Here is a 23,139-nt window from a genome sequence, read left to right as displayed (position 1 = left end):
GAATTGCCGGTGGGGTTCAAGACCGGTGACGATGCAGGATGGTATCGATGCCGAGCGCCAGCCCCGCGCCGATGACGTAAGCCAGCATGTCTCCCCACGAAAACGTAGTGCCAAGGACGATTTGCGCGATGCGATTATCCTGCAAACCCAGCAGGTCCAGTACGCGTAGATATTGCATGGCCTCGATCGCAAAAGCTACCAGCAGCGCCACGATCGCCGCTGTGATCCGGCGTGCCGAAAACACAGCCAGAAACCCGCAATAGACCAGCATCACTGCGAGGACATCGCCCAGTACGGGCCGTACGAAAGCATCCCTCACGTAAAGCGCGATGTAAGCCTCGATGGCGAACAAGAGACCTGCGGCAAGCGCGTAGCCGCGATGAAATCTCACCTTGCGTCCGCCAATTCGTCCGTCGCGCGGACAAGCCCGTCGATAATGCCCGGTTCGCCTGCGCTGTGGCCGGCATCGTGGACGATCCGCAACTCCCCTTCCGGCCATAGCTGGGCGAGTTCCCATGCGCTGGCGGGCGGGGTGCAGATGTCGTGGCGGCCCTGCACGATGATGCCGGGGATGCCCTTCAGGCGGCCTGCATTCTTCAGCAGCTGGGCTTCTTCCATGAAAAAGCCCTCCATGAAGAAGCGCGCGCAGATGCGGGCGAAGGGGACGGCCTTGGACGGGTCGGCGAAGCTGTCCATCAGCGCGTCGTTCGGCAGTAGGGTGGCAACGCAGCCTTCCCACATCGACCATTCCTTCGCCGCGGCGAGGCGCGTCTGTTCGTCATCGCTGGTCAGGCGGGCGTGATAGGCCTTAACCAGGTCGCCGCGCTCAGTTTCCGGGATCAGGCCGGTGAAGCTGGCCCATTGCTCGGCCATGATCTGGCTGGCGCCGTGGCTGTAAAGCCAGGCCTTCTCCTTCGCGCGGGCCAGGAAAACGCCGCGCAGCACCAGTTCGGACACGCGCTGCGGATGTTCCTGCGCATAGGCGAGGGCGAGCGTCGCGCCCCAGCTGCCGCCGAAGACCTGCCATTTGTCGAAGCCGCACATTGCGCGCAGGCGCTCCATGTCGGCCACGATGCGCCAGGTGTCGTTGTGCTCGATCTCAGCGAAGGGGAGCGATTTGCCGCAGCCGCGCTGGTCGAACAGCAGCACGTCGTATTTGTCCGGGCTCCACTGGCGGCGATGGTCGGGGCTCATTCCGCCGCCCGGGCCGCCATGGAGGAAGACCGCAGGCTTTGCGCCCGGCGTGCCGACGCGCTCGTAATAGAGCGAGTGGCCTTCGCCGACATCCAGCATGCCGCTCTCGTACGGCTCGATTTCCGGATAGAGCGTGCGTTCGTAAGTGAGCGTCATTCCTTGATCTCCACCACGATGATCGGCCCGAGCGAAGGGCCGTTATCCATCCGCCCGCGCGCCGCATTCCATAGCTGCGAGACGCTGCCATCGAGGAACAGCGCATTGGGCGTTTCCGCCACATCGCGGAAATAGCGGGCAAACTTACCGAAGCTGACAGGCGCCTCGCTGATGACGAAATGCGCGCGGCCGGCCGCGTCCACGCCAACGCCGTTGCGGGTCTTCTTGGATTCGCCATCCTCGGAGAAATCGGGGTGCAGCTCGCCATCGATGACGAGCATCGGTCCGCTCTGCGTGCCGAATTCCGGGCGGTCGGACACCGTGTCATAGAATTTCGCGCTGGTCAGCACGCGCCATGTGTCGCCCGTACCGAAGAAAACGCCATTGGGTTTCAGGTGGAAATTGCCCGGGCCGTCCGCGCGGTTGAGTTCGTGCAGCCGCTCTCCGCCTTCGACGTAGTATCCGATGGGCTCGCCCGCCTCGTCATACATGCCGCCATTCATGGCGAAGGCGACTGCGGGGGCATCGGGTGCGCGGTTGGCGGCGAGACCTGCCAGCGAGCGGTAAGGCGCGCCGTCATCGGGGCCGAGATCCATGGCGATGGCGTGCTTCGCGGGCGCGGCGATGCAATGGGTGAGGGGCGTCTCCTCGAACACGACCGGCTTGCAGGCGCTGGGTTCGGATGCGGCCGGCGCGACATCGGTTTGCGAGAGCGGCTCTTCCGCTTCCCCGCAGGCGAGCAGGGCGAGGGGTATCAGGCAGGTCGCCAGACGCATCTTCACCCGGCTCATTGGCCGAACCCCGGCTCCTGCGCCACGCGGGCCGCCTCGCGCGCGGCGGCGATCAGGGCGCCGGCCTTGTGGCGGCATTCGGCAGCCTCGCTTTCCGGCACGGAGTCCGCGACGATGCCTGCGCCTGCCTGCACATGCATCACTTCATCCTTCACCACGGCGGTGCGCAGGACGATGCAGCTGTCGACCGAACCATCAGGCGCGAAATAGCCAACGCCGCCGGCATAGGCACCGCGCGTTTCCGGCTCCAGCTCCGCGATGATCTGGCAGGCGCGGACCTTGGGCGCGCCGCTGACCGTGCCGGCCGGGAAGCCTGCGAACAGTGCGTCGAGCGCGTCCTTGCCCTCCGCCAGGGCGCCGGTGACGTTGCTGACGATATGCATGACGTGGCTGTAGCGTTCGATGGTGAAGCTGGCGGTCACATCCACGCTGCCTTCGCGCGCCACGCGGCCCACATCGTTGCGGCCCAGGTCGAGCAGCATCAGGTGCTCGGCGCATTCCTTGGGGTCAGCCAGCAGGTCGCGCTCGTTCGCCGCATCCTCCGCATCGGTCCGGCCGCGCGGGCGCGTTCCGGCGATGGGACGGATGGTAACTTCGCCATCGCGCACGCGCACGAGGATTTCGGGGCTGGAGCCGACCACGGCAAAGCCCGGCAGGTCCAGGAAATAGAGGAAGGGCGAGGGGTTCACGCGGCGCAGGGCGCGGTAAAGCTCCAGCGGAGGCAGCGGGAAGGGGCAGGTGAAGCGCTGCGCCAGCACGACCTGGAAGATGTCGCCTGCGGTGATGTATTCCTTCGCGCGGCCCACCATGGCGGCATAGTCCGCCTCCGGCATCACCGGGGTGAAGTCCATGTCCGGCAATTTGGCCTGCGCGGGCGCGGCGGGCATGGGGGCGGACAGGGCGCGCAGCGCCTCGTCGATGCGCTCCGCCGCGTCGTCCAGCAGGCGCTCGGCATCGCCATTTGGCCACACGGGCGCGACGGCAAACAGCTCGTCCGACAGATTGTCGAACACCAGCAGCAGGGTGGGGCGCACGAACAGCATGTCCGGCAGCGCCAGCTCGCTGGCAGGCGCGCGCGGCAGGGTTTCGACCAGACCGATGGTCTCATACCCGAAATATCCGACCAGGCAGGCGAGCGCCTCAGGCAATTCTGGCGGCACGTCGATCCGGCAGCTTTCAGCCAGCGCGCGCAGGGCGGTCAACGCATCGCCGCGCTCGGGCTGGAATTCACCGCGATCATGGCGCCAGTTGCGGTTGACCTCCGCCGTCGCGCCTTCGGCCCGGAACACCAGGTCCGGATCCAGCCCCAGCAGGGAATAGCGCCCGCGGATTGCGCCGCCCTCGACCGATTCAAGCAGGAAGTCCCCGCGCCCCGGTTCGATCAGGCGAAGGGCGGCGCCCACGGGCGAGACGGTATCCGCCACCACCTTGCGCCAGACGAGCGCCGGTCGGCCTTCAGCCAGCTGCCCGCGCGCCGCATCGGCATTGTTCGGGCCGCCAGCCTTCATGTCGCCCGCCATCTCTCGCCCCGGATTGTTACGCCTATTGCTGGCTGTTGCCGGTCAGCGATGTGCCAACCGCATCGATGGCCGCCTGGTTGCGTTCCGCGCCGATATCCTTTTCGATCGCGGCAACCAGCTGGTCCGTATATTCGCCTTCCACGGCCTGCGACAGTTCCACAGTCACCTGGTCGACCATCTGCGCGTCGCCGTCCGTCAGGTCCGGCACGGCGATGTCGGTCACGGTGATGACGTACCAGCCGCCGCTGTTCTGCGCTTCCAGCTTTTTCACCGAGCCTTCCGCCATGCTGAAGAACAGCGCGACGCGGCCCGGCACGTCCTGCATCTGGCTGAGCGCCTGCCGGTCCAGCGAGGTGTTCTGCACGGGAATGCTGGCGGTTTCAGCCGCAACGGCCTGCGCCAGCGTTTGCCCGTCTTCGACGCGCTTCACCACGCGGTCCGCTGCCTCGCGGGCAAGGCGGCTGCCTTCGGACCGTTTCCAGTCGGCAATCACATTGCGGCGAATTTCGGAGAGTGGAGCAATGGCAGAAGGCGTGATTTCGCTGACTTCGAAGACCATGATCGTCTTGCCCGGCTCAGCCTCGGCGAGCTGCGGATCGCCTTCGTCCACTTCAAAGACCACCGGCAGGACGCGGCCGAAGAATTCCGGCACGGTCGTGTCCTTGCCATAGATGCGGCCATTGGCGGTCGCAGGTTCCAGCGTGACGATGTCGAGATCCAGCGTCTGGGACAGTTCGGCCAGGCTGGCGCCGCCATCGATTTCGTCCTCGACCTCGCCTGCCAGGTTCAGGAAGGCTGCGCGGCGCTGCTCGGTGGCGAGCTGCTGCGCGATATCGCCGCGCACCTGCGCCAGCGTGCGGCCAGCGCGACGGTCGATATTGTCCACTCGCAGCACATAGAAGCCCAGCGGACCGCGGGCCGGTGCGGCGATGGCACCGCGATCAGCGGAAAAGGCGGCGGTGGCGACAGCTGCGGAGGACTGGCCAGCGGCCTCCTGGCGCGTCACCGGGCCGAACTGCGTGGTGGCCAGCCCGCGTGCCTGCGCGATGGCAGCCAGCGACGTGCCGCTGCGCGCCTGCTGGGCGATCTCATTCGCCAATGCCTGGGTGGGGACGACCAACTGCGTGAAGGTGCGGTTCTCCGTCGCGGCATATTGCGCCTTGTCCCGCTCGTACCGGGCGGCAATCTGCGCATCGGTGGGTGCGGGCAGGTCGCGCACGGCATCCTCGCCAAAGGTGACGTAACGGATCGTGCGGCGTTCGGGCCGGACGTAATTGTTGCGGTTTTCTTGGTAGTACGCGCCCAGCACCTTGTCGGACGGGTCACCCGCCGGGGCGAAGGCTTCGCTGGATAGCGATGCGATGGCGCCGCTGCGGCGTTCCTTCAGCAGGGTGGCATATCGGCTTGCCATGCTGCGCGGCATGGTGGCGCCATAAGCTGCGGGCAGCAGGATCTGGCGCACGAACAGGCCCTGCGTCAGGTCGTTGCGGAAAATGGAATCGGTCAGGTTCGCGCTGCGCAGCGCCCCTTCATAGGTCTGCTGGTCGAAATTGCCGTCGGCCCCGCGGAATGCGCCGATCTGCAGCAGCTCGCTATCAACCAGGCGGTTGCTGACGCGGAAGCCGTATTCGCGGCCGAATTCGGCAATGGAGGCGCGGCGCACCACATTGTCCACCACCCGGTCCATGCCGCCCGATGCCAGGAATGTCTCCATCGTCAGCGTCGGATCGGACTGGCGTGCCTGGTCGTAAGCGCTGGAGATTGCGGCCCTTAGGTCGGAGGTGTCGATCTTGCTGTCGCCCACGGTCGCCACCCGGTCCCCGCCGGCGATGCCGCCAAAGGTCGAATTGTTCGCCACGTCCGAACTGGCAAAGGCAATCCCGATCAGGACCAGGAAGGCCAGCGTGAAGGGAACACCGAACTTCGACTTGAAGAAATCGCGGAAGAATTTGAGCATGGGGTGGATATCGCCTTGAGGAACGCCATTTAGCCCGTTCACGGGCCGTTTCGGCTGAGGGCTTTATCCGGCCTGCGGCCTTCCCGCAACACTGCGGAGCGCGGAATACACGATGTGGAAAAGCTACTTTGACAACCGCGCCTCCCCGGCCTAGCGGACAACGGTTTTATAGCGCGTGCAATGCGCGGAAATATCTGAAATTCTTGGAAAATCATGTCTGAACGCAAATATATCGTTGGCAATTGGAAAATGCATGGCACCCGCGCCATGCTGGCGGAGGCGCGTGCAATCGACCGCTCGGCCGAACGGCTGATCAAGGTGGAGGTGGCCATCGCGCCGCCTTTCACGCTGGTCCACGCCTGCCGCAAGGAAGCCACGCTGATCGGCATTGGCGGCCAGGATTGCCACCATGTGGAAGACGGCGCGCATACGGGCGATGTCTCTGCAGCAATGCTGAAGGACGCTGGCGCCGGCTTCGTGATCCTTGGTCACAGCGAGCGCCGCGCCAATCACGGCGAGACGAATGCGGACGTGAAGGCGAAGGCCGATGCCGCCATCGCCGCCGGGCTCAACATCATCGTCTGCGTGGGCGAGACCGAGGCGGAGCGTGACGCCGGCAAGGCTGAAGCCGTCATCGCGAAGATGCTGGCCGGTTCGCTGCCGTCGGGCGGGGAAGCGCTGACCGAGAAGGTCACCGTGGCTTACGAGCCGGTCTGGGCCATCGGCAGCGGCCGCACGCCTACGCCGGAAGAAATTGTCGCCATGCACACTTCCATTCGGAAGCAGCTGGTGAAGGCTTATGGCGAGGAAGGCGCGAGCATCCGCATCCTGTATGGCGGCTCCGTCAATGCGGAAAATACGCGCGAATTGCTGGCCGACGATATCGTGGGCGGCGCGCTGGTCGGCGGGGCGAGCCTTTCGGCCGAAAGCTTCCTTGGCATCATCATCGCCGCCGGCGACCTGGGCGAAGAGTAAGCCGAGGGACCGGGCTTCCACGCCTCCACATTGTCATTCCTGCGCCGCATCGCTATCTGCGGCGCGCACATCCAATTCCGTAAGGCCGTTTTGCCATGAACCTGTTCCTGTTCCTCACCGTCCTCCAGGGCCTGATCGCCGCCGCGCTGGTCGGCACGATCCTGATGCAGCGCTCCGAAGGGGGCGGGCTGGGCATCGGTGGCGGCGGCAGCCCCGGCGGCATGCTGAGCGCACGCGGCGCAGCGGACTTCCTGAGCCGCGCGACCAAGTGGCTGGCCGTGACCTTCGTGGCGCTGTCCATCGTGATGGCCTCCATCGCCGTGAACCAGAATTCGGCCCGTACGATCGACGATACGCTCGATCGCTCGGTCGTCCCGGCGAACACGCAACAGGCGCCTGACCTGATCCCGGGCGATCCCGGCCTCGACGGCGAAGCACCTGTCGATCCCGCGCCGGCAGCCGATCCGAACGATCCCCTCGCCGGGGTCTGATCCCGCTGACATCGCGAAAGTTGCGGCGCGGCTTTGCGTGCATCGCGCCCGTGTGCCGGCGCGGCATTCCATGCGGGGCCCACCAGCAACGTGGAAAATGTAAAAAAATCCCCGCATCGCCGCTTGCCCCGAATCCCTGCATAAGCCTAAGGCTCTCCTCCCATGGCGCGGTTCATTTTCATTACCGGCGGCGTGGTTTCCTCGCTCGGCAAAGGTCTCATGGCAGCATCGCTTGCTGCCCTCCTGCAGGCGCGTGGCTACAAGGTCCGCATCCGCAAGTTCGATCCCTATCTGAATGTCGATCCGGGCACGATGAGCCCGTATCAGCACGGCGAGGTCTTCGTGACGGACGACGGGGCGGAAACCGACCTCGACCTCGGCCATTACGAGCGGTTCACCGGCGTGTCGGCGCACCAGGGCGACAACATCACCTCCGGCCGCGTGTACCGCGACATCATAGCCAAGGAACGCCGCGGCGATTACCTGGGCGCGACCGTGCAGGTCATCCCGCACGTCACCGATGCCATCAAGCAGTTCGCCCTGGCCGATACGGACGGGCTGGACTTCGTGCTGTGCGAGATCGGCGGCACGGTGGGCGACATCGAGAGCCTGCCCTTCATGGAGGCGATCCGCCAGCTGCGTAACGACCTGGAGCCGATGCAGACGCTGTCGGTCCACGTCACGCTGGTCCCCTACATCGCAGCGGCGGGTGAGCTGAAGACTAAGCCCACCCAGCACTCCGTGCGTGAACTCGCGGCGCTGGGCATCAAGCCCGACGTCCTGCTCTGCCGCGCCGAGCATGAGATCCCGGACGGCGAGCGGCAGAAGATCGCCAATTTCTGCAATGTGCGCAAAGAGGCGGTGATCCCCGCGCTGGACGCACCCAGCATCTATTCCGTGCCGCTGCAATATCACGAGGAAGGCCTCGACACCGAAGTCCTGCGCGGCTTCGGCATCACCGATGCCCCGGCGCCCGACCTGGCGCGCTGGAACGACGTGACGGACCGCTATTTCAACCCCGAAGGCGAAGTCACCATCGCAGTCGTGGGCAAGTACGTCGGCCTGCCCGATGCCTACAAGTCGCTGAACGAGGCGCTGGTCCATGGCGGGCTGGCCAACCGCGTGAAGGTGAAGATCGACTGGATCGATGCCGAGCTGTTCGACCAGGAAGACGAGGATATCGTCGCCCGGCTCGAACCGATGAATGCCATCCTCGTGCCCGGCGGCTTCGGCGACCGGGGCAGCGAGGGCAAGATCGCCGCCGTGCGCTTCGCAAAGGAGCGGAACATCCCATTCCTCGGTATTTGCCTGGGCATGCAGATGGCCTGCGTGGAAGCGGCCCGTGCGGCAGGCCATGCCGGTGCATCCTCGACCGAGTTCGGCGAGACGGACGAGCCGGTGGTGGGCATCATCACCGAATGGATGGGCAAGGAAGGGCTGGAGAAACGCTCGGCCAGCACAGACCTTGGCGGCACGATGCGCCTGGGCGCTTACGAGGCGAAGCTGGATGGCAACAGCCACGTCTCCAGCGTCTATGGCGGAGCGACGGAAATCTCCGAACGCCATCGCCACCGCTACGAGGTGAACTCGGCCTACAAGGGCGCGCTGGAGAAGGACGGCCTGATCTTCACCGGCATGTCACCCGACGGGCTGCTGCCGGAAATCGTGGAGCGTCCGGAGCACCCGTGGTTCATCGGTGTGCAGTTCCACCCGGAACTCAAGAGCAAGCCCTTCGACCCGCACCCGCTGTTCGACGGCTTCATCTCCGCTGCACTGAAGCAGGCACGCCTTGTCTGATACCCTGCCGCGCAGGTGGCCACAGACCGCGACGCCGGTCAGGCAATGGGCGCTTTTCGTGGGCTGCAGGTTGATTTCCCAAGCGTATTTGCCGTAGCAAAACACTACGATAACCGAATTCGACCGCGCCAACAGGGCTGTTTGCGCGGAAAGGGGGCGCTTAACAAAGGTTTAGTTTGAAAACGCGGCTCCGCGCCGCGGCTTTTTCAGACGCTTTTGGACAGTGTCTCGCGATTCGCTGCTCTGGACCGGCCGTCTTCTGCGACCCGGACAGCCAATTCAGGCAGTGAGTCGGCGCTTCATGCGTCGAAGGGGCGGAGCCGATCCCGGCTCCGCCCCTGAACTTTTTGCGGAACGTTATTTAGCGGGACGCACGCGGATCAGGCCGCGTCGGCGTCCTTGTCCTTCGCCTCTTCGTCCTTGTCGTGGACGACTTCCAGCGTGTTGCCGCCGATGGCGATCTTCTTGGGCTTCATCGCATCGGGCACTTCGCGCTTCAGGTCGATGACCAGCAGGCCATCGGCCAGCTCGGCTGCTTCCACGCGGACATAATCGGCCAGGTTGAAGCGGCGTTCGAACCCGCGATTGGCGATGCCGACATGCAGCATGTCGCCTTCCACGGTCTCGTCGCGCTTCTTGCCTTCGACCACCAGCAGGTTCTGCTGCGCGGTGATGTCGATATCCTGCTTGCGGAAGCCGGCCAGTGCCAGCGTGATGCGATAGGCATCTTCGTTGCGCCGTTCGATGTTGAAGGGCGGGTAATTGTCGCCGCTGTTCTGGCGGACCTGGTTTTCCATCAGGTCGAACAAGCGGTCGAAGCCCACGGTGTTGCGGCGGAACGGGGTGAAATCTGTACGGTTCATCGTGTCAAATCCTCTGTCTTTCGAGCAATCTGTCTGTTGCGGGCCGCCCGGCAATCCGGCGCGAACCCAGTTCGATGTCGCCGCACCCTTCCGGCATGCAGCGGCATGGTCTAGGTAGGCTGGCAAATTGCGGTTTCAAGAGGGCCGCAAGTCACCGGAAAGGCGAGACATTGAGCGAACCCAAAGTCGAGATTTACACCAAGGGGATGTGCGGGTTCTGCCACCGTGCCAAGCGGCTGCTGGATGAAAAGGGCGTCGATTACACCGAATACGACATCACCTTTGGCGGCGATGACCAGAAGGCGTTGAAAGAGCGCCTGCCGAGCTATCGCACCGTCCCGCAGATCTTCATCGACGACGAGCCCATCGGCGGCAGCGACGAACTCGCTGCGCTGGAGCGCGAAGGCAGGCTGGACGCCAAGTTGGGCCTGTAATGCCGAAAATCGCCGTCCTGCAGATGACCAGCGGGATTGATCCCGAGGCCAATTTCTTCGCCATCGAAGGCGCGGCGGAAGAAGCTGCGGCTGCCGGGGCGCAGATGCTTTTCACGCCGGAAATGTCGATCCTGCTGGACCGTGATCGCAAGCGGGCGGCCGAGTGGATCGACCCCCGCATGGCGGGCGAGATTGCCGAGAAGCTGACCAATACGGCCATGGAAACCGGCGTCGATATCGCGCTTGGTTCGATGGCGGTTCCGGCTGCGGGTGGGAAATGGGCCAACCGGTCCTGCTACTTCCGCAGCGATGGCGACGGGGCGGTCGCGCCTGTCATCTATGACAAGATGCACATGTTCGACGTGGATCTTGCGAGCGGCGAGAGCTGGCGCGAATCCAATGCCTATGCCGCAGGGGAGGTGGCCGTGACGGTTCCTGCCACGCCACTTGGCACGCTGGGCCTGGCCATCTGTTATGATCTGCGCTTTCCCGCGCTGTTCGAGGAGCTGGGTCGTCGGCGATGCGATGCCATCGCCGTGCCCGCCGCCTTCACCCTGCCCACGGGCCGCGCGCACTGGCATGTCATGCTGCGCGCCCGCGCGATCGAGGCAAGCGCCTTCGTCATTGCCGCGGCGCAGGTTGGCACGCATGAGGATCGGCGCGAAACATACGGGCATTCGCTGGTCGTCGATCCGTGGGGCGAGGTGCTGCTGGACATGGGCGGGGAAGGGCCGGGCCTTGCCTTCTGCGATATTGACCTTGTCCGCATCGAGGACGTCCGCCGCCAATTGCCAAGCCTTGCCAACAAGCGCGACGTGCCTAGATCGCCCGCACCATGATCGTCTTCGACCTGTCCTGCGACAGTGGCCATGCTTTCGAGGCGTGGTTCCGCTCGTCCTCCGCCTTTGCCGACCAGCAGGCGCGCGGACTGGTGGAGTGCCCGCATTGCGGCAGCGCGCAGGTGGCCAAGGCTCCGATGGCGCCATCCGTCGGCCGCAAGGGCAACCAGCAGGTCGCTCCCGCCAAGCCAAGCGCTCCTGAAAAGACCGACAAGGTTGCCGGCGGTGATTTGCCCGCAGAAGTGAAGGACGCGCTCGGCAAGCTGGCCGAGGCGCAGGCGAAGGCGCTCAAGTCCTCCACCTATGTCGGCAAGAAGTTCGCCGATGAAAGCCGCGCCATGCATTACGGCGAAAAGGATGCGGCCCCCATCCACGGCGAAGCAAGCCTTGCCGATGCGAAAGAGCTGCTGGAGGAAGGCGTCACGGTCGCGCCGCTGCTGGTCCCGGTGGCCAAGCCGGACGAGGTGAACTGAGCAATTGCCAGCCTCGCGAGCGCTTCGTAAAGGCGGCAAGGGGCGCCCGTAGCTCAGTCGGATAGAGCACCAGATTCCTAATCTGGGGGCCACAGGTTCGGAGTCGGAGGCGCGAAGCGCCGGAGACGGCCATAGCGAAGCGGCGGCCAATCCTGTCGTTGCTTCGGCAAAGTTCCCAACCTAAGGCGTCCATCGGCGCGCCCGTAGCTCAGTCGGATAGAGCACCAGATTCCTAATCTGGGGGCCACAGGTTCGAATCCTGTCGGGCGCACCATCCAGTCACATGCTCGGGCCCTGCAAGGCAAACCTTGAGTGAAGCGCCTTCCGCGCCTAAAGGCTGCGGCGGTCCCCTGCCATGCATGCTTACGCAAATCCCGCCCGGTTCCTGCGCCTCGCGCGCCCGCTGACGCCAGCCCTGCTGGTGGGCGGGCTCGTGCTCGTGGCCGGGTCGCTTTGGTGGGGCCTCACGAACGTACCGCCGGACCGGCTGATGGGCGAGACCGTGCGCATCCTGTTCATCCATGTCCCCGCCGCATGGCTGGGCATGGGCGGATGGACGGCGATTGCCATCGCCAGCCTCGTCGAACTGGTGTGGCGGCATCCGCTCGCCGCGCTCGCCGCTCGGGCAGCCGCCGTGCCGGGTGCGGTCTTCACATTCATCTGCCTTGCTACCGGCTCCATCTGGGGACGGCCGACCTGGGGCACGTGGTGGGTGTGGGACGGGCGGCTCACCAGCATGCTGGTGCTGCTGTTCCTCTATTTCGGCTATATCGCGCTGACCAATGCGCTGGACCGCGAAGGCGCCTCCAGCCGCATCGCTGCAATCTTCGGCCTGGTGGGCGCGGTGAATGTGCCGATCATCAACCGCTCGGTCGTGTGGTGGAATTCGCTGCACCAGCCGCCAAGCCTCACCATGGGCCAGTCCAGCATCGATCCGGTGTTCCTGTGGCCGCTGCTGGCCGCGACGCTCGGTTTCTCGCTGCTGTTCGGCGCGGTGGTGCTGATGCGGATGCGCACGCTGCTGGCCGAGCGGCAGGCCGAGGCACGGCTGCGCAGGAAGGCGCTTGAGGAATGAGGGAGAACCTCGCCCAATGGGACTTCGTGATCGCCGCCTATGCCGTGGCGATTGCCGGCACGCTGCTGCTGCTTGGCTGGAGCTGGCGCGCCATGCGCCGGGCGGAGCAGCGGCGTGACGAAGTGAAGCGCAAGTGAGCGGCGGGCTGAAGCCGAAGCACCAGCGGTTAGTGCTGGTGATCGTTGCCGTTGTAGCGCTGGTGGGCGCGGGCCTGCTCGCCGCCTATGCGCTGCGCAACCAGGCGAGCTATTTCTACGTGCCGAGCGAAATGGTGTCCGCGCCGCCGGAAACGGGCCGCGCCGTGCGCCTTGGCGGGATGGTGCAGGAAGGCTCCATGCAGACGTTGCCAGACGGCATCACGGTGCGCTTCATGGTCGGGGATGGGGAGGCGAGTGTCCCGGTGCAGTTCACCGGCATCCTGCCCGACCTGTTCGTGGAAGGCAGCGGCGTGGTCGCGGAAGGCAGCCTGGCTGCGGGCGGCACGTTCATGGCCGACAACCTCCTCGCCAAGCATGACGAGAATTACATGCCGCGCGAGCTCGAAGACATGAGCGAGGCGCAGGCCAACAAGGTCGTCGCGGAGACGACGGAGTGAGATTCCCCCACGTCATTGCGAGGAGCCGGAGGCGACGCGGCAATCCATCTCCTGACCTCCGCCCCGCGCGCCTGCATCATAGGTTCGAAGATGGATTGCCGCGCGGCTGCGCCGCTCGCAATGACGGGATGGAGCCATGATCGCCGAACTCGGCCTTGCCGCTCTGTGGATGGCGGCGGCGCTGGCGCTGTTGCAGGTGTTCGCCGCAGGCATGGCGATGCGTGGTGGTCCGGATGGATTTGCGGCGCTGGTGCGCCCTGTCACCGTCCTGCAGGCCGTGCTGGTCGGCATATCCTTCCTCGCGCTGCTTTACCTGTTTGCGGTCACGGATCTGTCCGTGGCGCTGGTGGCGGCCAATTCGCACAGCGCGAAACCGCTTGTCTTCAAGCTGTCGGGCGCATGGGGCAATCACGAAGGATCCATGCTGCTGTGGGTCACCGTCATGGCGCTTGCCGGCGGTCTGATCGCGCAGGTGGAACGCCGGCTGCCGGAGCGCACCATGTGGGCAACGATGGCGACGCAGGGCTTCGTGGCGCTGGGATTTTATGCCTTCCTGCTGCTGAGCTCCAACCCGTTCGAGCGGCTTGCCGAGCCGGTGGAAGAGGGGGCGGGGCTGAACCCGCTGCTGCAGGACATCGGCCTCGCCTTCCATCCGCCCACGCTTTACATCGGCTATGTCGGCCTGTCGGTCGCCTTCAGCTTCGCGCTGGGCGCGCTGCTGACGCGCAATGTCACGCCGGAATTCGCGCGCGTAATGCGGCCATGGGTGCTGGGCGCATGGGTCTTCCTGACCGCCGGGATCGTGGCCGGATCATACTGGGCCTATTACGAGCTGGGCTGGGGAGGCTGGTGGTTCTGGGACCCGGTCGAGAATGCATCGCTGATGCCATGGCTCGCCGCGACCGCGCTGCTTCATTCGGTCAGCGTGCTGGCCAGCCGCGACGCGCTGCGTACCTGGACGATCATGCTGGGCGTGGTCGCCTTTTCCATGAGCATGCTGGGCACCTTCCTCGTACGCTCCGGCATATTGACCAGCGTCCACGCCTTTGCGGTCGACCCGCAGCGCGGAACATTCATCCTGGCTCTGCTGGCGATCTACATCGGCGGGGCGTTGGTGCTCTTCGCCTTGCGAGCGCATTCGATCGCGGAGGGCAAGCGTTTCGCCCTAGTCAGCCGCGAGGGCGCGCTGGTGGTGAACAATGTCGCGCTGTCGGCGATCCTGGCGGTGGTGCTATTGGGCACGCTTTACCCGCTGCTGACCGAAGCATTCGGCGTGCGGGTTTCGGTTGGGCCGCCTTATTTCAATCCGGTTTCCGCGATCTTCTTCCTGCCCATGCTGGTGGTGCTGGCGGTCGGCCCGCTGCTGCGCTGGCGACGTGACCGCGTGGAGCGCATCCAGCGGCCCGTGATCCTGATGGCCGTGATCGGCCTTGCCGCGCTGGTTGCCGTGATGGCGCTGGGCGGGGCGGAGCTACTCTCTCTGCTCGGAATTGCGCTGGCCGCCGCGCTTGCCGTTGGCAGCTTCCTGCCGCTGCGTGGCCGCAGCCCTCGCCGCCTGCCGCTGTCTGTCTGGGGCATGGTGATCGCGCATTTCGGCGTGGCCGTAAGCCTGTTCGGCATGGCGGCGGACACCGCCTTCCAGCAGGAGCGGCTCGTCGCCCTCGCGCCCGGATCGCAGGCGCAGGTGGGGCCGTGGAGCGTGGAACTGGACGGCGTCGTCCCCGTGGCCGGGCCGAACTGGACCGCCATCGAAGGCCGCATCCGAGCCAGCTATCGCGATGGGCCCCCGCGCGATGTCGCGCCGCAGCAGCGCAGCTTCTGGCAGCCGGTGCAGGAGACCAGCGAGGTCGCTTTGCTCACGCGGTGGAACGGGCAGCTGTATGTCGCCATCGGCCAGCAGGCTGAGGGCGATCGCTGGCAGCTGCGCCTGTGGTGGAAGCCCTTCGTGACATGGATCTGGTATGGCGGGCTGCTGATCGCGCTGGGCGGCGTGCTGGCGCTGATCGGCCGCGTGGTCACGGATCTGCGCCGACGCGATGCGCAGGCCCGCATCGCCGAGCGCCGAGAGAGCGAGGCCGCCCTGTGACCACGCCAGTGCGTACATTTCGCTGGGCGCTGTGGGGCGCGGCGCTGGTCCTGCTGGGCCTGTTCGCGCTGTTCGCCTTCCAGTTGCAGCAGCCGCGCGACGAATTCGTGCGCAGCGCCATGATCGGAAAACCCGTCCCGCCCTTCGCGCTGGAGCCTTCGGTGGAAGGCAAGCCGGGCCTTGCCAGCACCGACCTCGCCGATGGCCAGCCGCAACTGCTCAACGTCTTTGCCAGCTGGTGCGTGCCGTGCCGTGCGGAGGCGCCGCAGCTGGAGGCTCTCCAGCAGCAGGGCGCGCGCATCACCGCCGTCGCCATCCGCGACCGGCCGCAGGATGTGGCACGGTTCCTCGAAACTTATGGCGATCCCTTCACCCGTATCGGTGCGGACGACATGAGCGAAGTGCAGCTGCTGCTCGGATCGTCCGGCGTGCCGGAGACATTCGTGATCGATGGGCAGGGCGTCATCACGTACCAGCACATTGGCGACATCCGCGAGGATGACGTGCCCGTGCTGCTGGAAGAATTGCGGAAGGCGCGGAGATGATGAGGCTTTCTACATGCCGTCATCCCAGCGTACGCTGGGATCTCTTCCGGCCTGGCGCGTGGTTGAGAGAGATCCCAGCTTTCGCTGGGATGACGATTATATTGTCGATGCTCTTGAGCTCACCGCTTTCGGCGCAGCAATCCATGCCGCCCGCGCCTTATGCCTACACCCAGCTGGAGGACCCGCAGCAGGAGGCCGAGGCGCGCGAGCTGATGGCCAGCCTTCGCTGCCTCGAGTGCCAGAGCCAGTCCATCGCTGACAGTGACGCCGCCATGGCGGGCGACATGCGCCACCAGGTCCGGCTGCGCATCGCGGCGGGCGAGGAGCCCGAGGCGATCCGCGCATGGATGGTGGAACGCTACGGCGATTACATCAGCTACGAACCGCGCGTCACCACCATGACATGGCCACTGTTTGCCATCCCGGTGGTGCTGTTTGCCATCGGCCTGCTCGTGATGTGGCGGCGTTTCCGGAGGCGCGCATGACCTGGCTGCTCGTCATCGGCCTTGCGCTTGCCGCCTTCGCCTTTGCCGCCTTTGCGCTGGGCCTGCCGCGCAATGTGTGGAGCGTGCTGGGCAGCGGCCTCGTCCTTGGCCTGATCGGATATTCGCTGCAGGGATCGCCGGACCTGCCGGCGGCCCCCGCGCAGCCTTCGCAGACGCAGCAGGCGGAGGTCGGCGCACAGCTTGTCGAGATCCGCCGCATGATGCTGGACGAGCGGTTCCAGACCAATGTGAACACGCAGATCACGGCCGACGCCATGCTGCGGGCCGGGCGCTACGAATATGCCGTGACCATGTGGCGCTCCATAGCCACCGCGCAGCCGCAGGTAGCGGAGGCTTGGCTGGGGTTGGGCACCTCGCTGCTTGGTCATGCCGATGGCAATCTGACACCGGCGGCGCGGCTCGCCTTCTTACAGGCGGAAGGGCTGGCCCCGGGTGAACCTGCCGTCCCGTTCTTCCTGGGCCTTGCGGAACTGCGCCAGCAGGACCTGTCCACCGCGCGCAGCCTGTGGGCGGAAGCGCAGGCGCGCGCGCCCGAAGGCAGCGATGCGCGAATGCTGCTGGACCAGCGGCTGATGCAGCTCGATGCCATCATTGCGCAGGGTGCAAACCGCCCTGCGGCAGCCCCGTCGCAGCCCGCTACGTAACAAAACCCCTTGTGCCGCGGCGTTAACTGTGATTCTTACGGTGTGATGACAGGCAAGAGCACGGCATTGGGCGTAAAGCGCCGCATCGGACGCGGTCCGACCTATGCGCTGGGCTATCTGCTGGTGCTGGGCGGGCTGGGCCTTGTCGGTCCCAATGGCCTGCTGGCCTGGGGCGAACAGCTGAATACGCTGGACGAGCGCCGCGGCCAGATCGCACTGCTGGAAGCGGAGCGTGCCGAGCTTGACGGGCTGGTCACCGCACTGGACCCCAATAATGCCGATCCGGACCTTGTCGGCGAGATCGCCCGGCGCGACCTCAATGTCGCCCACCCGGACGATTACGTCCTTATGCTGGACGACTGATTGACCGGAACGGTTCGCGCCGCCGGGTATTTTTTCCGTATTCGATTGCATCCGCCCAGATGGCATTGCCAGCGCCGTTTCGCGGCGGCATAGCCTTTGGGGAAACAGGGGCCATCAGGGACCCCGCAGTGAGGAAGCTGATTTGGCCAAAGCCGCAAAACCCTCCGCCAAGAAGCCTGCCGCCAAGTCCAAGAAGGACGCGGCAAGCGACGAGTTCAAGCTCTCCAGCCTGCAGGATACGCTGGAAAAGCAGCTCCGCTTCAAGGCGAGCGAGGAGGAGATGCTGCGGTTTTACGAGCAGATGCTGCTCATCCGCCGTTTCGAGGAACGCGCCGGCCAGCTTTACGGCCTCGGCCTGATCGGCGGGTTCTGCCACCTCTATATCGGCCAGGAAGCCGTCGCCATCGGTCTGCAGAGCGCGCTCGACAACGATCGCGACAGCGTAATCACCGGTTACCGCGACCATGGCCACATGCTCGCCTACGGTATCGACCCCAAGGTCATCATGGCCGAGCTGACGGGCCGCCAGGCCGGCATCTCGAAAGGCAAGGGCGGCTCCATGCACATGTTCAGCACGGAGCATAAGTTCTACGGCGGACACGGCATCGTGGGCGCACAGGTTGCGCTGGGGGGCGGTCTCGCGCTCGCGCACCAGTACAATGAAGATGGCGGCCTGTGCCTTGCCTATTTTGGCGATGGCGCGGCCAACCAGGGCCAGGTTTACGAGACGTTCAACATGGCCGCCCTGTGGAACCTGCCCATCGTCTTCGTGATCGAAAACAACGGCTATGCCATGGGCACGGCGGTGAAGCGCTCCAGCGCGGAGACCGAATTCTACCGCCGCGGCACGGCCTTCCGCATCCCCGGCATGAAGGTGAACGGCATGGACGTGCTGGAAGTGCGCCAGGCAGCCGAAACCGCCTTCGCCCATGTGCGTGCGGGCAAGGGACCGGTGCTGATGGAGCTCAACACCTACCGCTATCGCGGGCACTCCATGTCCGATCCTGCGAAGTATCGCAGCCGCGAGGAGGTGCAGGAAATGCGCGAACAGCGCGATCCCATCGAAGGGCTGAAGAAGGAACTGGCCAAGGCCGGTGTGGGCGAGGACAGGCTGAAGGAAATCGACAAGGCAATCCGCGCGCAGGTGACCGAAGCCGCCGATTTTGCTGAGAGCTCGCCGGAGCCGGAGGCAAGCGAACTCTACACCGATGTCCTGGTGGAGGAGTATTGAGCCATGGCAATTGAACTCAAGATGCCCGCCCTTTCCCCCACCATGGAAGAAGGCACGCTGGCCAAGTGGCTGGTGAAGGAAGGCGACGAAGTCACCGCGGGCACGATCCTGGCGGAAATCGAAACCGACAAGGCGACGATGGAATTCGAGGCCGTCGATGAAGGCACGATCGGCAAGATCATGGTGGAAGAGGGGACCGAAGGCGTGGCCGTCGGTACGACCATCGCCATGCTGGCCGAGGACGGCGAGGACCTGTCCGCCGCCAGTGCAGCGCCCGCCAATCCCGCTGCCGCCGCCGACACGGATGATGCCGTGGGCGAGGGCAAGGACGTTGGCCGCGAGCCGAGCGAGGCCGGTATTACGCAGGCTCCGGCCAAGAAGGCGCGTCCGGCCGATCCGGAGATCCCCGAAGGCACCAACATGGTGAAGATCACCGTGCGCGAGGCCCTGCGCGACGGCATGGCCGAGGAAATGCGCCGCGACGAACGTGTGTTCGTGATGGGCGAGGAAGTGGCCGAATACCAGGGCGCCTACAAGGTGACCCAGGGGCTGCTGGAAGAATTCGGCCCCAAGCGCGTCATCGACACGCCGATCACCGAGTACGGCTTTGCCGGCATCGGTGCTGGCGCGGCCATGGGCGGCCTGCGCCCGATCGTGGAATTCATGACCTTCAACTTCGCCATGCAGGCGATCGACCACATCATCAATTCGGCGGCCAAGACCAATTACATGTCCGGCGGCCAGATGCGCTGCCCGGTGGTGTTTCGCGGCCCCAATGGCGCTGCCAGCCGCGTGGGCGCGCAGCACAGCCAGAATTACGGCCCATGGTACGCTAGCGTGCCGGGCCTGATCGTGATCGCCCCCTATGACAGCCACGATGCGAAGGGCCTTATGAAGGCCGCCATCCGCTGCGAAGACCCCGTGGTCTTCCTCGAAAACGAGCTGGTCTATGGCCGCAGTTTCGAGATCGCCCAGCTGGACGACCACGTCCTACCCATCGGCAAGGCGCGCATCGTGCGCGAAGGTTCTGACGTGACCATCGTCACCTATTCCATCGGTGTCGGCCTGGCGCTGGAAGCGGCGGAGGAGCTGGCGGGCGAGGGGATCGATGCCGAAGTCATCGACCTGCGCACGCTACGCCCGCTCGATATTGAGACCGTGCTGGAAAGTCTCGCCAAGACCAACCGCGTCGTCATCGCGGAAGAGGGCTGGCCCACATGTTCAATCGCCAGCGAGATCGCAGCCGTGTGCATGGAAGATGGTTTCGACCATCTGGATGCACCGGTGACGCGCGTATGCAATGAGGACGTGCCGCTGCCCTATGCCGCGAACCTGGAAAAGCTGGCGCTGATCGACACGCCCCGCATCGTCGCGGCTGTCAAGAAGGTCTGCTACCGGGACTGATACCGGGCGCCCGCAAGGGGCGGCAGCTCAGCTTACGGACTTGTTGTACTTGGTGCAGCTGGCCTGCGGGTCCGGGTTGTTCGGATCCTTCTGGTAGACCTGGCTCAGGTCACGGCTTTCGCGCACGGAGAAGCTGCCTTCCGCGCGGATCCGCGTGTTGCCGACGAAGACGTCGGAAAACAGCGGTTGGTAATCGTATTCGATTTCCACGTAGATCACCGCATCCTGCTCGTCGATTGCGCTGACTTCCTTACCTGTCGGGCCCATCCCCTTGAAATTGGGCGAGTTCAGGCCGTGGCCTTCCGGGCCATAGGCGGAGCCGACCTGCATCTTGCCGAGGCAGCGCTGCCAGTGGATGTACTGCTTGCCGCCATTGCTACCGGGGATCACTTCCAGGCTGCTGACGACCACGCGGCCATGCTCGTAAAGGTCCATCGCCCCGCCGCCGTGGATGGTGGCACCCACCAGGATGTCATTGATATCGGATTCGTAGATCTTGCGGTTCTGCAGCGTGCTGGAATCCCCGATGCGCGAACCATTATCGGCCAGCTGCATCGTCACCTGGCTGACGCGCAGGTTCGTCAGCGCAAGCCACGCCACTTCCGTGCCCCACAGGCCAGCCGTCAGCAGCAGCGGCGCCGCGAGGGCAAACTCCGTCATCGCGACGCCCGCCTTGCTGCGTGCGAGTTTCTTCAGGAAGCGATGCATCATGTGCAATTCCCCACGGCGGAAGAGACCGACTGCTGGTTATAGGGCTGGTTGCGCAGCACGGTGGTGGAGGTGATGCTGACCGTGCTGCCCATGCCGATGAAGGCCGCGACCGGGAAGGCGCGGGGGTACGTTACCGTCACCGCGTATTCCACCGCGTCGCGCGCATTACCCTGGCCGGCAATACCGCGATCGGAATCCCAGGTCCCGTTCTCATTGATGTCGTCGAAGGGCTCGCCGTCATTGCAGACGCCGTCACTGTTGAGATCGTCGAAGTCCTCGGCCTTCCCCACATCGCTGAGATTGGCATAGGCCTTGCGCGTCATCGTGACGTTGGCATTGGGCACGACGTTATAGACCGCGTTCTTGACTGCGTCGTCCATGACGGCGGGTTGTGCGCCATCGATGGTGGAGTCCCGCGCCGCGTCGTGGATGGCGCCCTGCAAGACGCTGGCCGCGTAAAGGTTGTAGCCCATGTCGAACAGGCCCATCAGCATCATGGCGAACACGGGCAGGATCAGCGCAAATTCCACTATCGTGGCAGCGCGTTCCTCGCCGATCAGGCGGGCCAGGATGGCGCGGACGCGGATCACTTCGAAATCCTCAGGTCGCCCATGCTTTTCAGGATGCTGTTGAAGGCCGTCGAGAGTTCCGAAGAATTGCTCGCTTCGAAATAGCGGCCCGGTCCTGCGCATTCGGTCATCGAAGCATTCAGGTTGGTGCCGAATGCGACCACCCAGATGGTGATGTTGCGCTTCTTGATTTCGTTGCACGCGAATTTGAAGCGTTCTTCCACGGTCTGCGCCAGCGTGAGGGTGGACGAGGGGTTCCAGCGGCGATGGTGCACGGCCTCAACACCGTATGCAGAGTAGGCGACATCCAGCGGTTCGGTCTGGCCGTCGGTCAGGAAGATCAGGTGGCGAGAAGTAGGCACGCCGTTCACATCGGCGTTCTCGCTCGCAAACAGGCCGTCCTTCGAAAGCAGCCGACCGCCCCAGATCATGCCGGTGTCATGGTAGGTCTTGCCGCCCGGCAGCAGGGTGCCGAGATACGTGTCCAGCTCGTTCGCGGTCATGGGAGACAGCTTCTTCGCAGCAGCAGGGCAGGCAGAGGTACTGACCCAGCGGCCGTCTCCGAACCAGCCGCCAACCCATGTGGCATTCACGAAGTTCTCGTCGGAATCGACCAGCGGCTTGCTGGGCGCGCCCGTCCCATCCCAATTCAGTCCTCGGACAAAGCCGAAGGATGAGATGGCCGGCTTCCAGCGCGAGGCATCCGAATTGGGGACGAGGTCGATATCCAGGTCCTTGGCGCGGTTGAGGTCGACGCTGGTGTAATCCGTAATTTCATAGGTCTCGCGTTCCTCGATGCAGCCTTCGTACCAGCCGGTGCCGGATTTCACTTCCTGCGGCGTGCCCATGAAGAAGCGATCGAATGCGGTCGTATGGAGCTTCTTGCCCTTCTTGATCTTGGAAACATCGATATTGTAATCGCGATAGCGCCAGGTGCGCTTCAGGCCGATTTTCTGCTGGGTCTTCTTCTCGCTGACATAATTGGAATAGCGGATTTCCTTGATCAGGTACGTCCCGCCATCGGAACTGGAACATTCGAAGCGCGATCCGTTTGCCGTGCGCGTCTGCGTCGTCGTCGTGCCAACGACCGTCTCTTCGCTCCAGTCATAAGTGTGCGCATCCGCCGGACACGAGGTACCTTGCGAATAGTACTCGTTCCGATCACCGCTTATCGGCGTCCACGTCGTGCTGGTATAGGTGATGGAAAGCATCGCCGGATCAACGGCCGAGGCGCGCTGGGAATAGTTCCAGTCGTCCACAACCCAGTCCGGATCAAGCAGCGGGCCCACATTCACATTGGTGGCGTAGGGCACGAAGCCGTAGCGCGTGCGAACACCGCTCTGCTTCGACGTTTCCATCTGGTTGTAGAAGTCCTTGATGACAGAGCGGACGCTGTCGATGCGGCTCATGCTGTCTCCGGCATTGGTGTGCCGCATGGATCCGGTGACGTCGATCACCATCATCATGTCGAGATTGGTGAAGTTGAGCCGCGCTGCGCATTCCACTTTCAGCGGCATTTCCTTGTAGCCGAAAATGTTCATCACCGTTGTCGGGACAACCACGTCCGCCACGCCGCTGATGGAGAAATCGGACTCCATCGTCATGTCGAACTTGCGGCCTGTCGTGCCGTAGATCTTGTCCGGGAAGTTGACGTCGAAGAAGCGCTTGCCGCGGTTCTTGACCTCGCCCGGCATGGAATTGGGCGTGTTGCTGCCCAGCTGTTTGCGCGCGGCAAGCACGCCAGCGTCACACGCCTGCTGCAATCGGGCCTGCGCCATGTATCCGCGGCTCGCATCGACGCCGCCGCCCACCAGCGCGAGCAGGGGCAGCAATGCGCCGGCGATGATCACCAGCGTGTTACCGGCATTGTCGCGCGCAAGGCGCGAAAATAGCTGAAGCGAGGATGAGGTACGGGCCATA

25 protein-coding genes and 2 tRNA genes are annotated in these 23,139 nt (G+C 64.7%); 18 read left to right on the top strand and 9 right to left on the bottom strand.

Features of this window, described 5'->3' with window-relative positions; translation table 11 throughout:
* Positions 1-16: 16 nt before the first annotated feature.
* The 5 genes from A6F65_RS08720 to A6F65_RS08700 are packed head-to-tail and all read right to left on the bottom strand — an operon-like array spanning position 17 to position 5,618.
* A complete protein-coding gene (locus tag A6F65_RS08720; protein WP_067787853.1) occupies positions 17-391 on the bottom strand; it encodes a ribosomal maturation YjgA family protein in 375 nt (124 codons plus the stop codon).
* Complete coding sequence (gene pip, locus A6F65_RS08715) at positions 388-1,350, bottom strand: prolyl aminopeptidase (RefSeq protein WP_067787851.1); 963 nt, start codon at positions 1,348-1,350, stop codon at positions 388-390. The genes A6F65_RS08720 and pip overlap by 4 nt, the downstream gene beginning before the upstream one ends.
* Positions 1,347-2,141, bottom strand: a complete 795-nt coding sequence (locus tag A6F65_RS08710; protein WP_237164795.1) for a phosphodiester glycosidase family protein — start codon at positions 2,139-2,141, stop codon at positions 1,347-1,349. The genes pip and A6F65_RS08710 overlap by 4 nt, the downstream gene beginning before the upstream one ends.
* Positions 2,138-3,661, bottom strand: a complete 1,524-nt coding sequence (gene trpE, locus A6F65_RS08705; protein ID WP_083989374.1) for an anthranilate synthase component I — start codon at positions 3,659-3,661, stop codon at positions 2,138-2,140. The genes A6F65_RS08710 and trpE overlap by 4 nt, the downstream gene beginning before the upstream one ends.
* Before the next feature lie 22 nt (positions 3,662-3,683).
* The gene (locus A6F65_RS08700; RefSeq protein ID WP_067787846.1) at positions 3,684-5,618 is read right to left on the bottom strand and encodes a peptidylprolyl isomerase; all 1,935 of its coding nucleotides are present in this window, start codon (positions 5,616-5,618) and stop codon (positions 3,684-3,686) included.
* Positions 5,619-5,831: 213 nt separating this feature from the next.
* On the opposite strand from A6F65_RS08700, the gene tpiA reads away from it, so the two are divergent.
* The 3 genes from tpiA to A6F65_RS08685 all read left to right on the top strand — a co-directional run bounded on the left by tpiA (position 5,832) and on the right by A6F65_RS08685 (position 8,881).
* Positions 5,832-6,593, top strand: a complete 762-nt coding sequence (tpiA, locus tag A6F65_RS08695) for a triose-phosphate isomerase (protein WP_067787843.1) — start codon at positions 5,832-5,834, stop codon at positions 6,591-6,593.
* Between the two features lie 101 nt (positions 6,594-6,694).
* Entirely contained in the window at positions 6,695-7,084 is a 390-nt protein-coding gene (gene secG / locus A6F65_RS08690; RefSeq protein WP_067790371.1) for a preprotein translocase subunit SecG, read from the top strand.
* Positions 7,085-7,246: 162 nt separating this feature from the next.
* Positions 7,247-8,881: a CTP synthase gene (locus A6F65_RS08685; RefSeq protein ID WP_067787840.1), complete on the top strand. Its 1,635-nt coding sequence runs from the start codon at positions 7,247-7,249 to the stop codon at positions 8,879-8,881.
* A gap of 380 nt (positions 8,882-9,261) precedes the next feature.
* Here A6F65_RS08685 and A6F65_RS08680 read toward each other — a convergent pair whose 3' ends face one another.
* On the bottom strand, positions 9,262-9,744 hold the full coding sequence (locus A6F65_RS08680; RefSeq protein WP_067787837.1) for an Hsp20 family protein: 483 nt from the start codon (positions 9,742-9,744) through the stop codon (positions 9,262-9,264).
* Between the two features lie 170 nt (positions 9,745-9,914).
* Here A6F65_RS08680 and grxC point away from each other — a divergent pair, with 170 nt between their 5' ends.
* The 15 genes from grxC to A6F65_RS08615 all read left to right on the top strand — a co-directional run bounded on the left by grxC (position 9,915) and on the right by A6F65_RS08615 (position 19,939).
* On the top strand, positions 9,915-10,178 hold the full coding sequence (gene grxC, locus A6F65_RS08675; protein WP_257784258.1) for a glutaredoxin 3: 264 nt from the start codon (positions 9,915-9,917) through the stop codon (positions 10,176-10,178).
* A complete protein-coding gene (locus tag A6F65_RS08670; protein ID WP_067787835.1) occupies positions 10,178-11,017 on the top strand; it encodes a carbon-nitrogen hydrolase family protein in 840 nt (279 codons plus the stop codon). The genes grxC and A6F65_RS08670 overlap by 1 nt, the downstream gene beginning before the upstream one ends.
* The gene (locus tag A6F65_RS08665) at positions 11,014-11,490 is read left to right on the top strand and encodes a DUF1178 family protein (RefSeq protein ID WP_067787833.1); all 477 of its coding nucleotides are present in this window, start codon (positions 11,014-11,016) and stop codon (positions 11,488-11,490) included. Before A6F65_RS08670 ends, A6F65_RS08665 begins: the two co-directional genes overlap by 4 nt.
* Positions 11,491-11,534: 44 nt before the next feature.
* Positions 11,535-11,659: transfer RNA gene (locus tag A6F65_RS12910), tRNA-Arg, on the top strand.
* A 28-nt stretch (positions 11,660-11,687) separates the two neighbouring features.
* A tRNA-Arg gene (locus A6F65_RS08660) sits at positions 11,688-11,764 on the top strand.
* 81 nt (positions 11,765-11,845) lie between these two features.
* A complete protein-coding gene (gene ccmC, locus A6F65_RS08655; protein WP_067787831.1) occupies positions 11,846-12,565 on the top strand; it encodes a heme ABC transporter permease CcmC in 720 nt (239 codons plus the stop codon).
* A complete protein-coding gene (locus A6F65_RS13055) occupies positions 12,562-12,702 on the top strand; it encodes a hypothetical protein (protein ID WP_169817016.1) in 141 nt (46 codons plus the stop codon). The genes ccmC and A6F65_RS13055 overlap by 4 nt, the downstream gene beginning before the upstream one ends.
* Positions 12,699-13,160, top strand: a complete 462-nt coding sequence (gene ccmE, locus A6F65_RS08650) for a cytochrome c maturation protein CcmE (protein WP_067787829.1) — start codon at positions 12,699-12,701, stop codon at positions 13,158-13,160. Before A6F65_RS13055 ends, ccmE begins: the two co-directional genes overlap by 4 nt.
* A gap of 136 nt (positions 13,161-13,296) precedes the next feature.
* A complete protein-coding gene (locus tag A6F65_RS08645) occupies positions 13,297-15,246 on the top strand; it encodes a heme lyase CcmF/NrfE family subunit (RefSeq protein ID WP_067787827.1) in 1,950 nt (649 codons plus the stop codon).
* 8 nt (positions 15,247-15,254) lie between these two features.
* Entirely contained in the window at positions 15,255-15,791 is a 537-nt protein-coding gene (locus A6F65_RS08640; protein ID WP_067790365.1) for a DsbE family thiol:disulfide interchange protein, read from the top strand.
* Between the two features lie 107 nt (positions 15,792-15,898).
* Positions 15,899-16,276: a cytochrome c-type biogenesis protein gene (locus A6F65_RS08635; protein WP_083989371.1), complete on the top strand. Its 378-nt coding sequence runs from the start codon at positions 15,899-15,901 to the stop codon at positions 16,274-16,276.
* Positions 16,273-16,941, top strand: a complete 669-nt coding sequence (locus A6F65_RS08630) for a tetratricopeptide repeat protein (protein ID WP_067790362.1) — start codon at positions 16,273-16,275, stop codon at positions 16,939-16,941. The genes A6F65_RS08635 and A6F65_RS08630 overlap by 4 nt, the downstream gene beginning before the upstream one ends.
* Positions 16,942-16,986: 45 nt before the next feature.
* The gene (locus A6F65_RS08625; protein WP_067787823.1) at positions 16,987-17,304 is read left to right on the top strand and encodes an FtsB family cell division protein; all 318 of its coding nucleotides are present in this window, start codon (positions 16,987-16,989) and stop codon (positions 17,302-17,304) included.
* A gap of 142 nt (positions 17,305-17,446) precedes the next feature.
* On the top strand, positions 17,447-18,535 hold the full coding sequence (gene pdhA / locus A6F65_RS08620; RefSeq protein WP_067787821.1) for a pyruvate dehydrogenase (acetyl-transferring) E1 component subunit alpha: 1,089 nt from the start codon (positions 17,447-17,449) through the stop codon (positions 18,533-18,535).
* A gap of 3 nt (positions 18,536-18,538) precedes the next feature.
* On the top strand, positions 18,539-19,939 hold the full coding sequence (locus A6F65_RS08615) for a pyruvate dehydrogenase complex E1 component subunit beta (RefSeq protein ID WP_067787819.1): 1,401 nt from the start codon (positions 18,539-18,541) through the stop codon (positions 19,937-19,939).
* Positions 19,940-19,966: 27 nt separating this feature from the next.
* Here A6F65_RS08615 and A6F65_RS08610 read toward each other — a convergent pair whose 3' ends face one another.
* The 3 genes from A6F65_RS08610 to A6F65_RS08600 are packed head-to-tail and all read right to left on the bottom strand — an operon-like array spanning position 19,967 to position 23,138.
* Positions 19,967-20,650, bottom strand: a complete 684-nt coding sequence (locus tag A6F65_RS08610) for a hypothetical protein (protein WP_067787817.1) — start codon at positions 20,648-20,650, stop codon at positions 19,967-19,969.
* Positions 20,647-21,240, bottom strand: a complete 594-nt coding sequence (locus tag A6F65_RS08605) for a TadE/TadG family type IV pilus assembly protein (protein WP_169817015.1) — start codon at positions 21,238-21,240, stop codon at positions 20,647-20,649. The genes A6F65_RS08610 and A6F65_RS08605 overlap by 4 nt, the downstream gene beginning before the upstream one ends.
* Positions 21,237-23,138 carry a VWA domain-containing protein gene (locus A6F65_RS08600; protein WP_067787815.1) on the bottom strand — a complete coding sequence of 634 codons (1,902 nt, stop codon included), beginning with the start codon at positions 23,136-23,138 and terminating at the stop codon, positions 21,237-21,239. Before A6F65_RS08600 ends, A6F65_RS08605 begins: the two co-directional genes overlap by 4 nt.
* Between the last annotated feature and the right edge of the window lies 1 nt (position 23,139).

Source organism: Paraurantiacibacter namhicola (assembly GCF_001687545.1).
GTDB classification, from domain to species: Bacteria; Pseudomonadota; Alphaproteobacteria; order Sphingomonadales; family Sphingomonadaceae; genus Paraurantiacibacter; species Paraurantiacibacter namhicola.
This window is presented reverse-complemented; position numbering and strand designations above follow the sequence as displayed.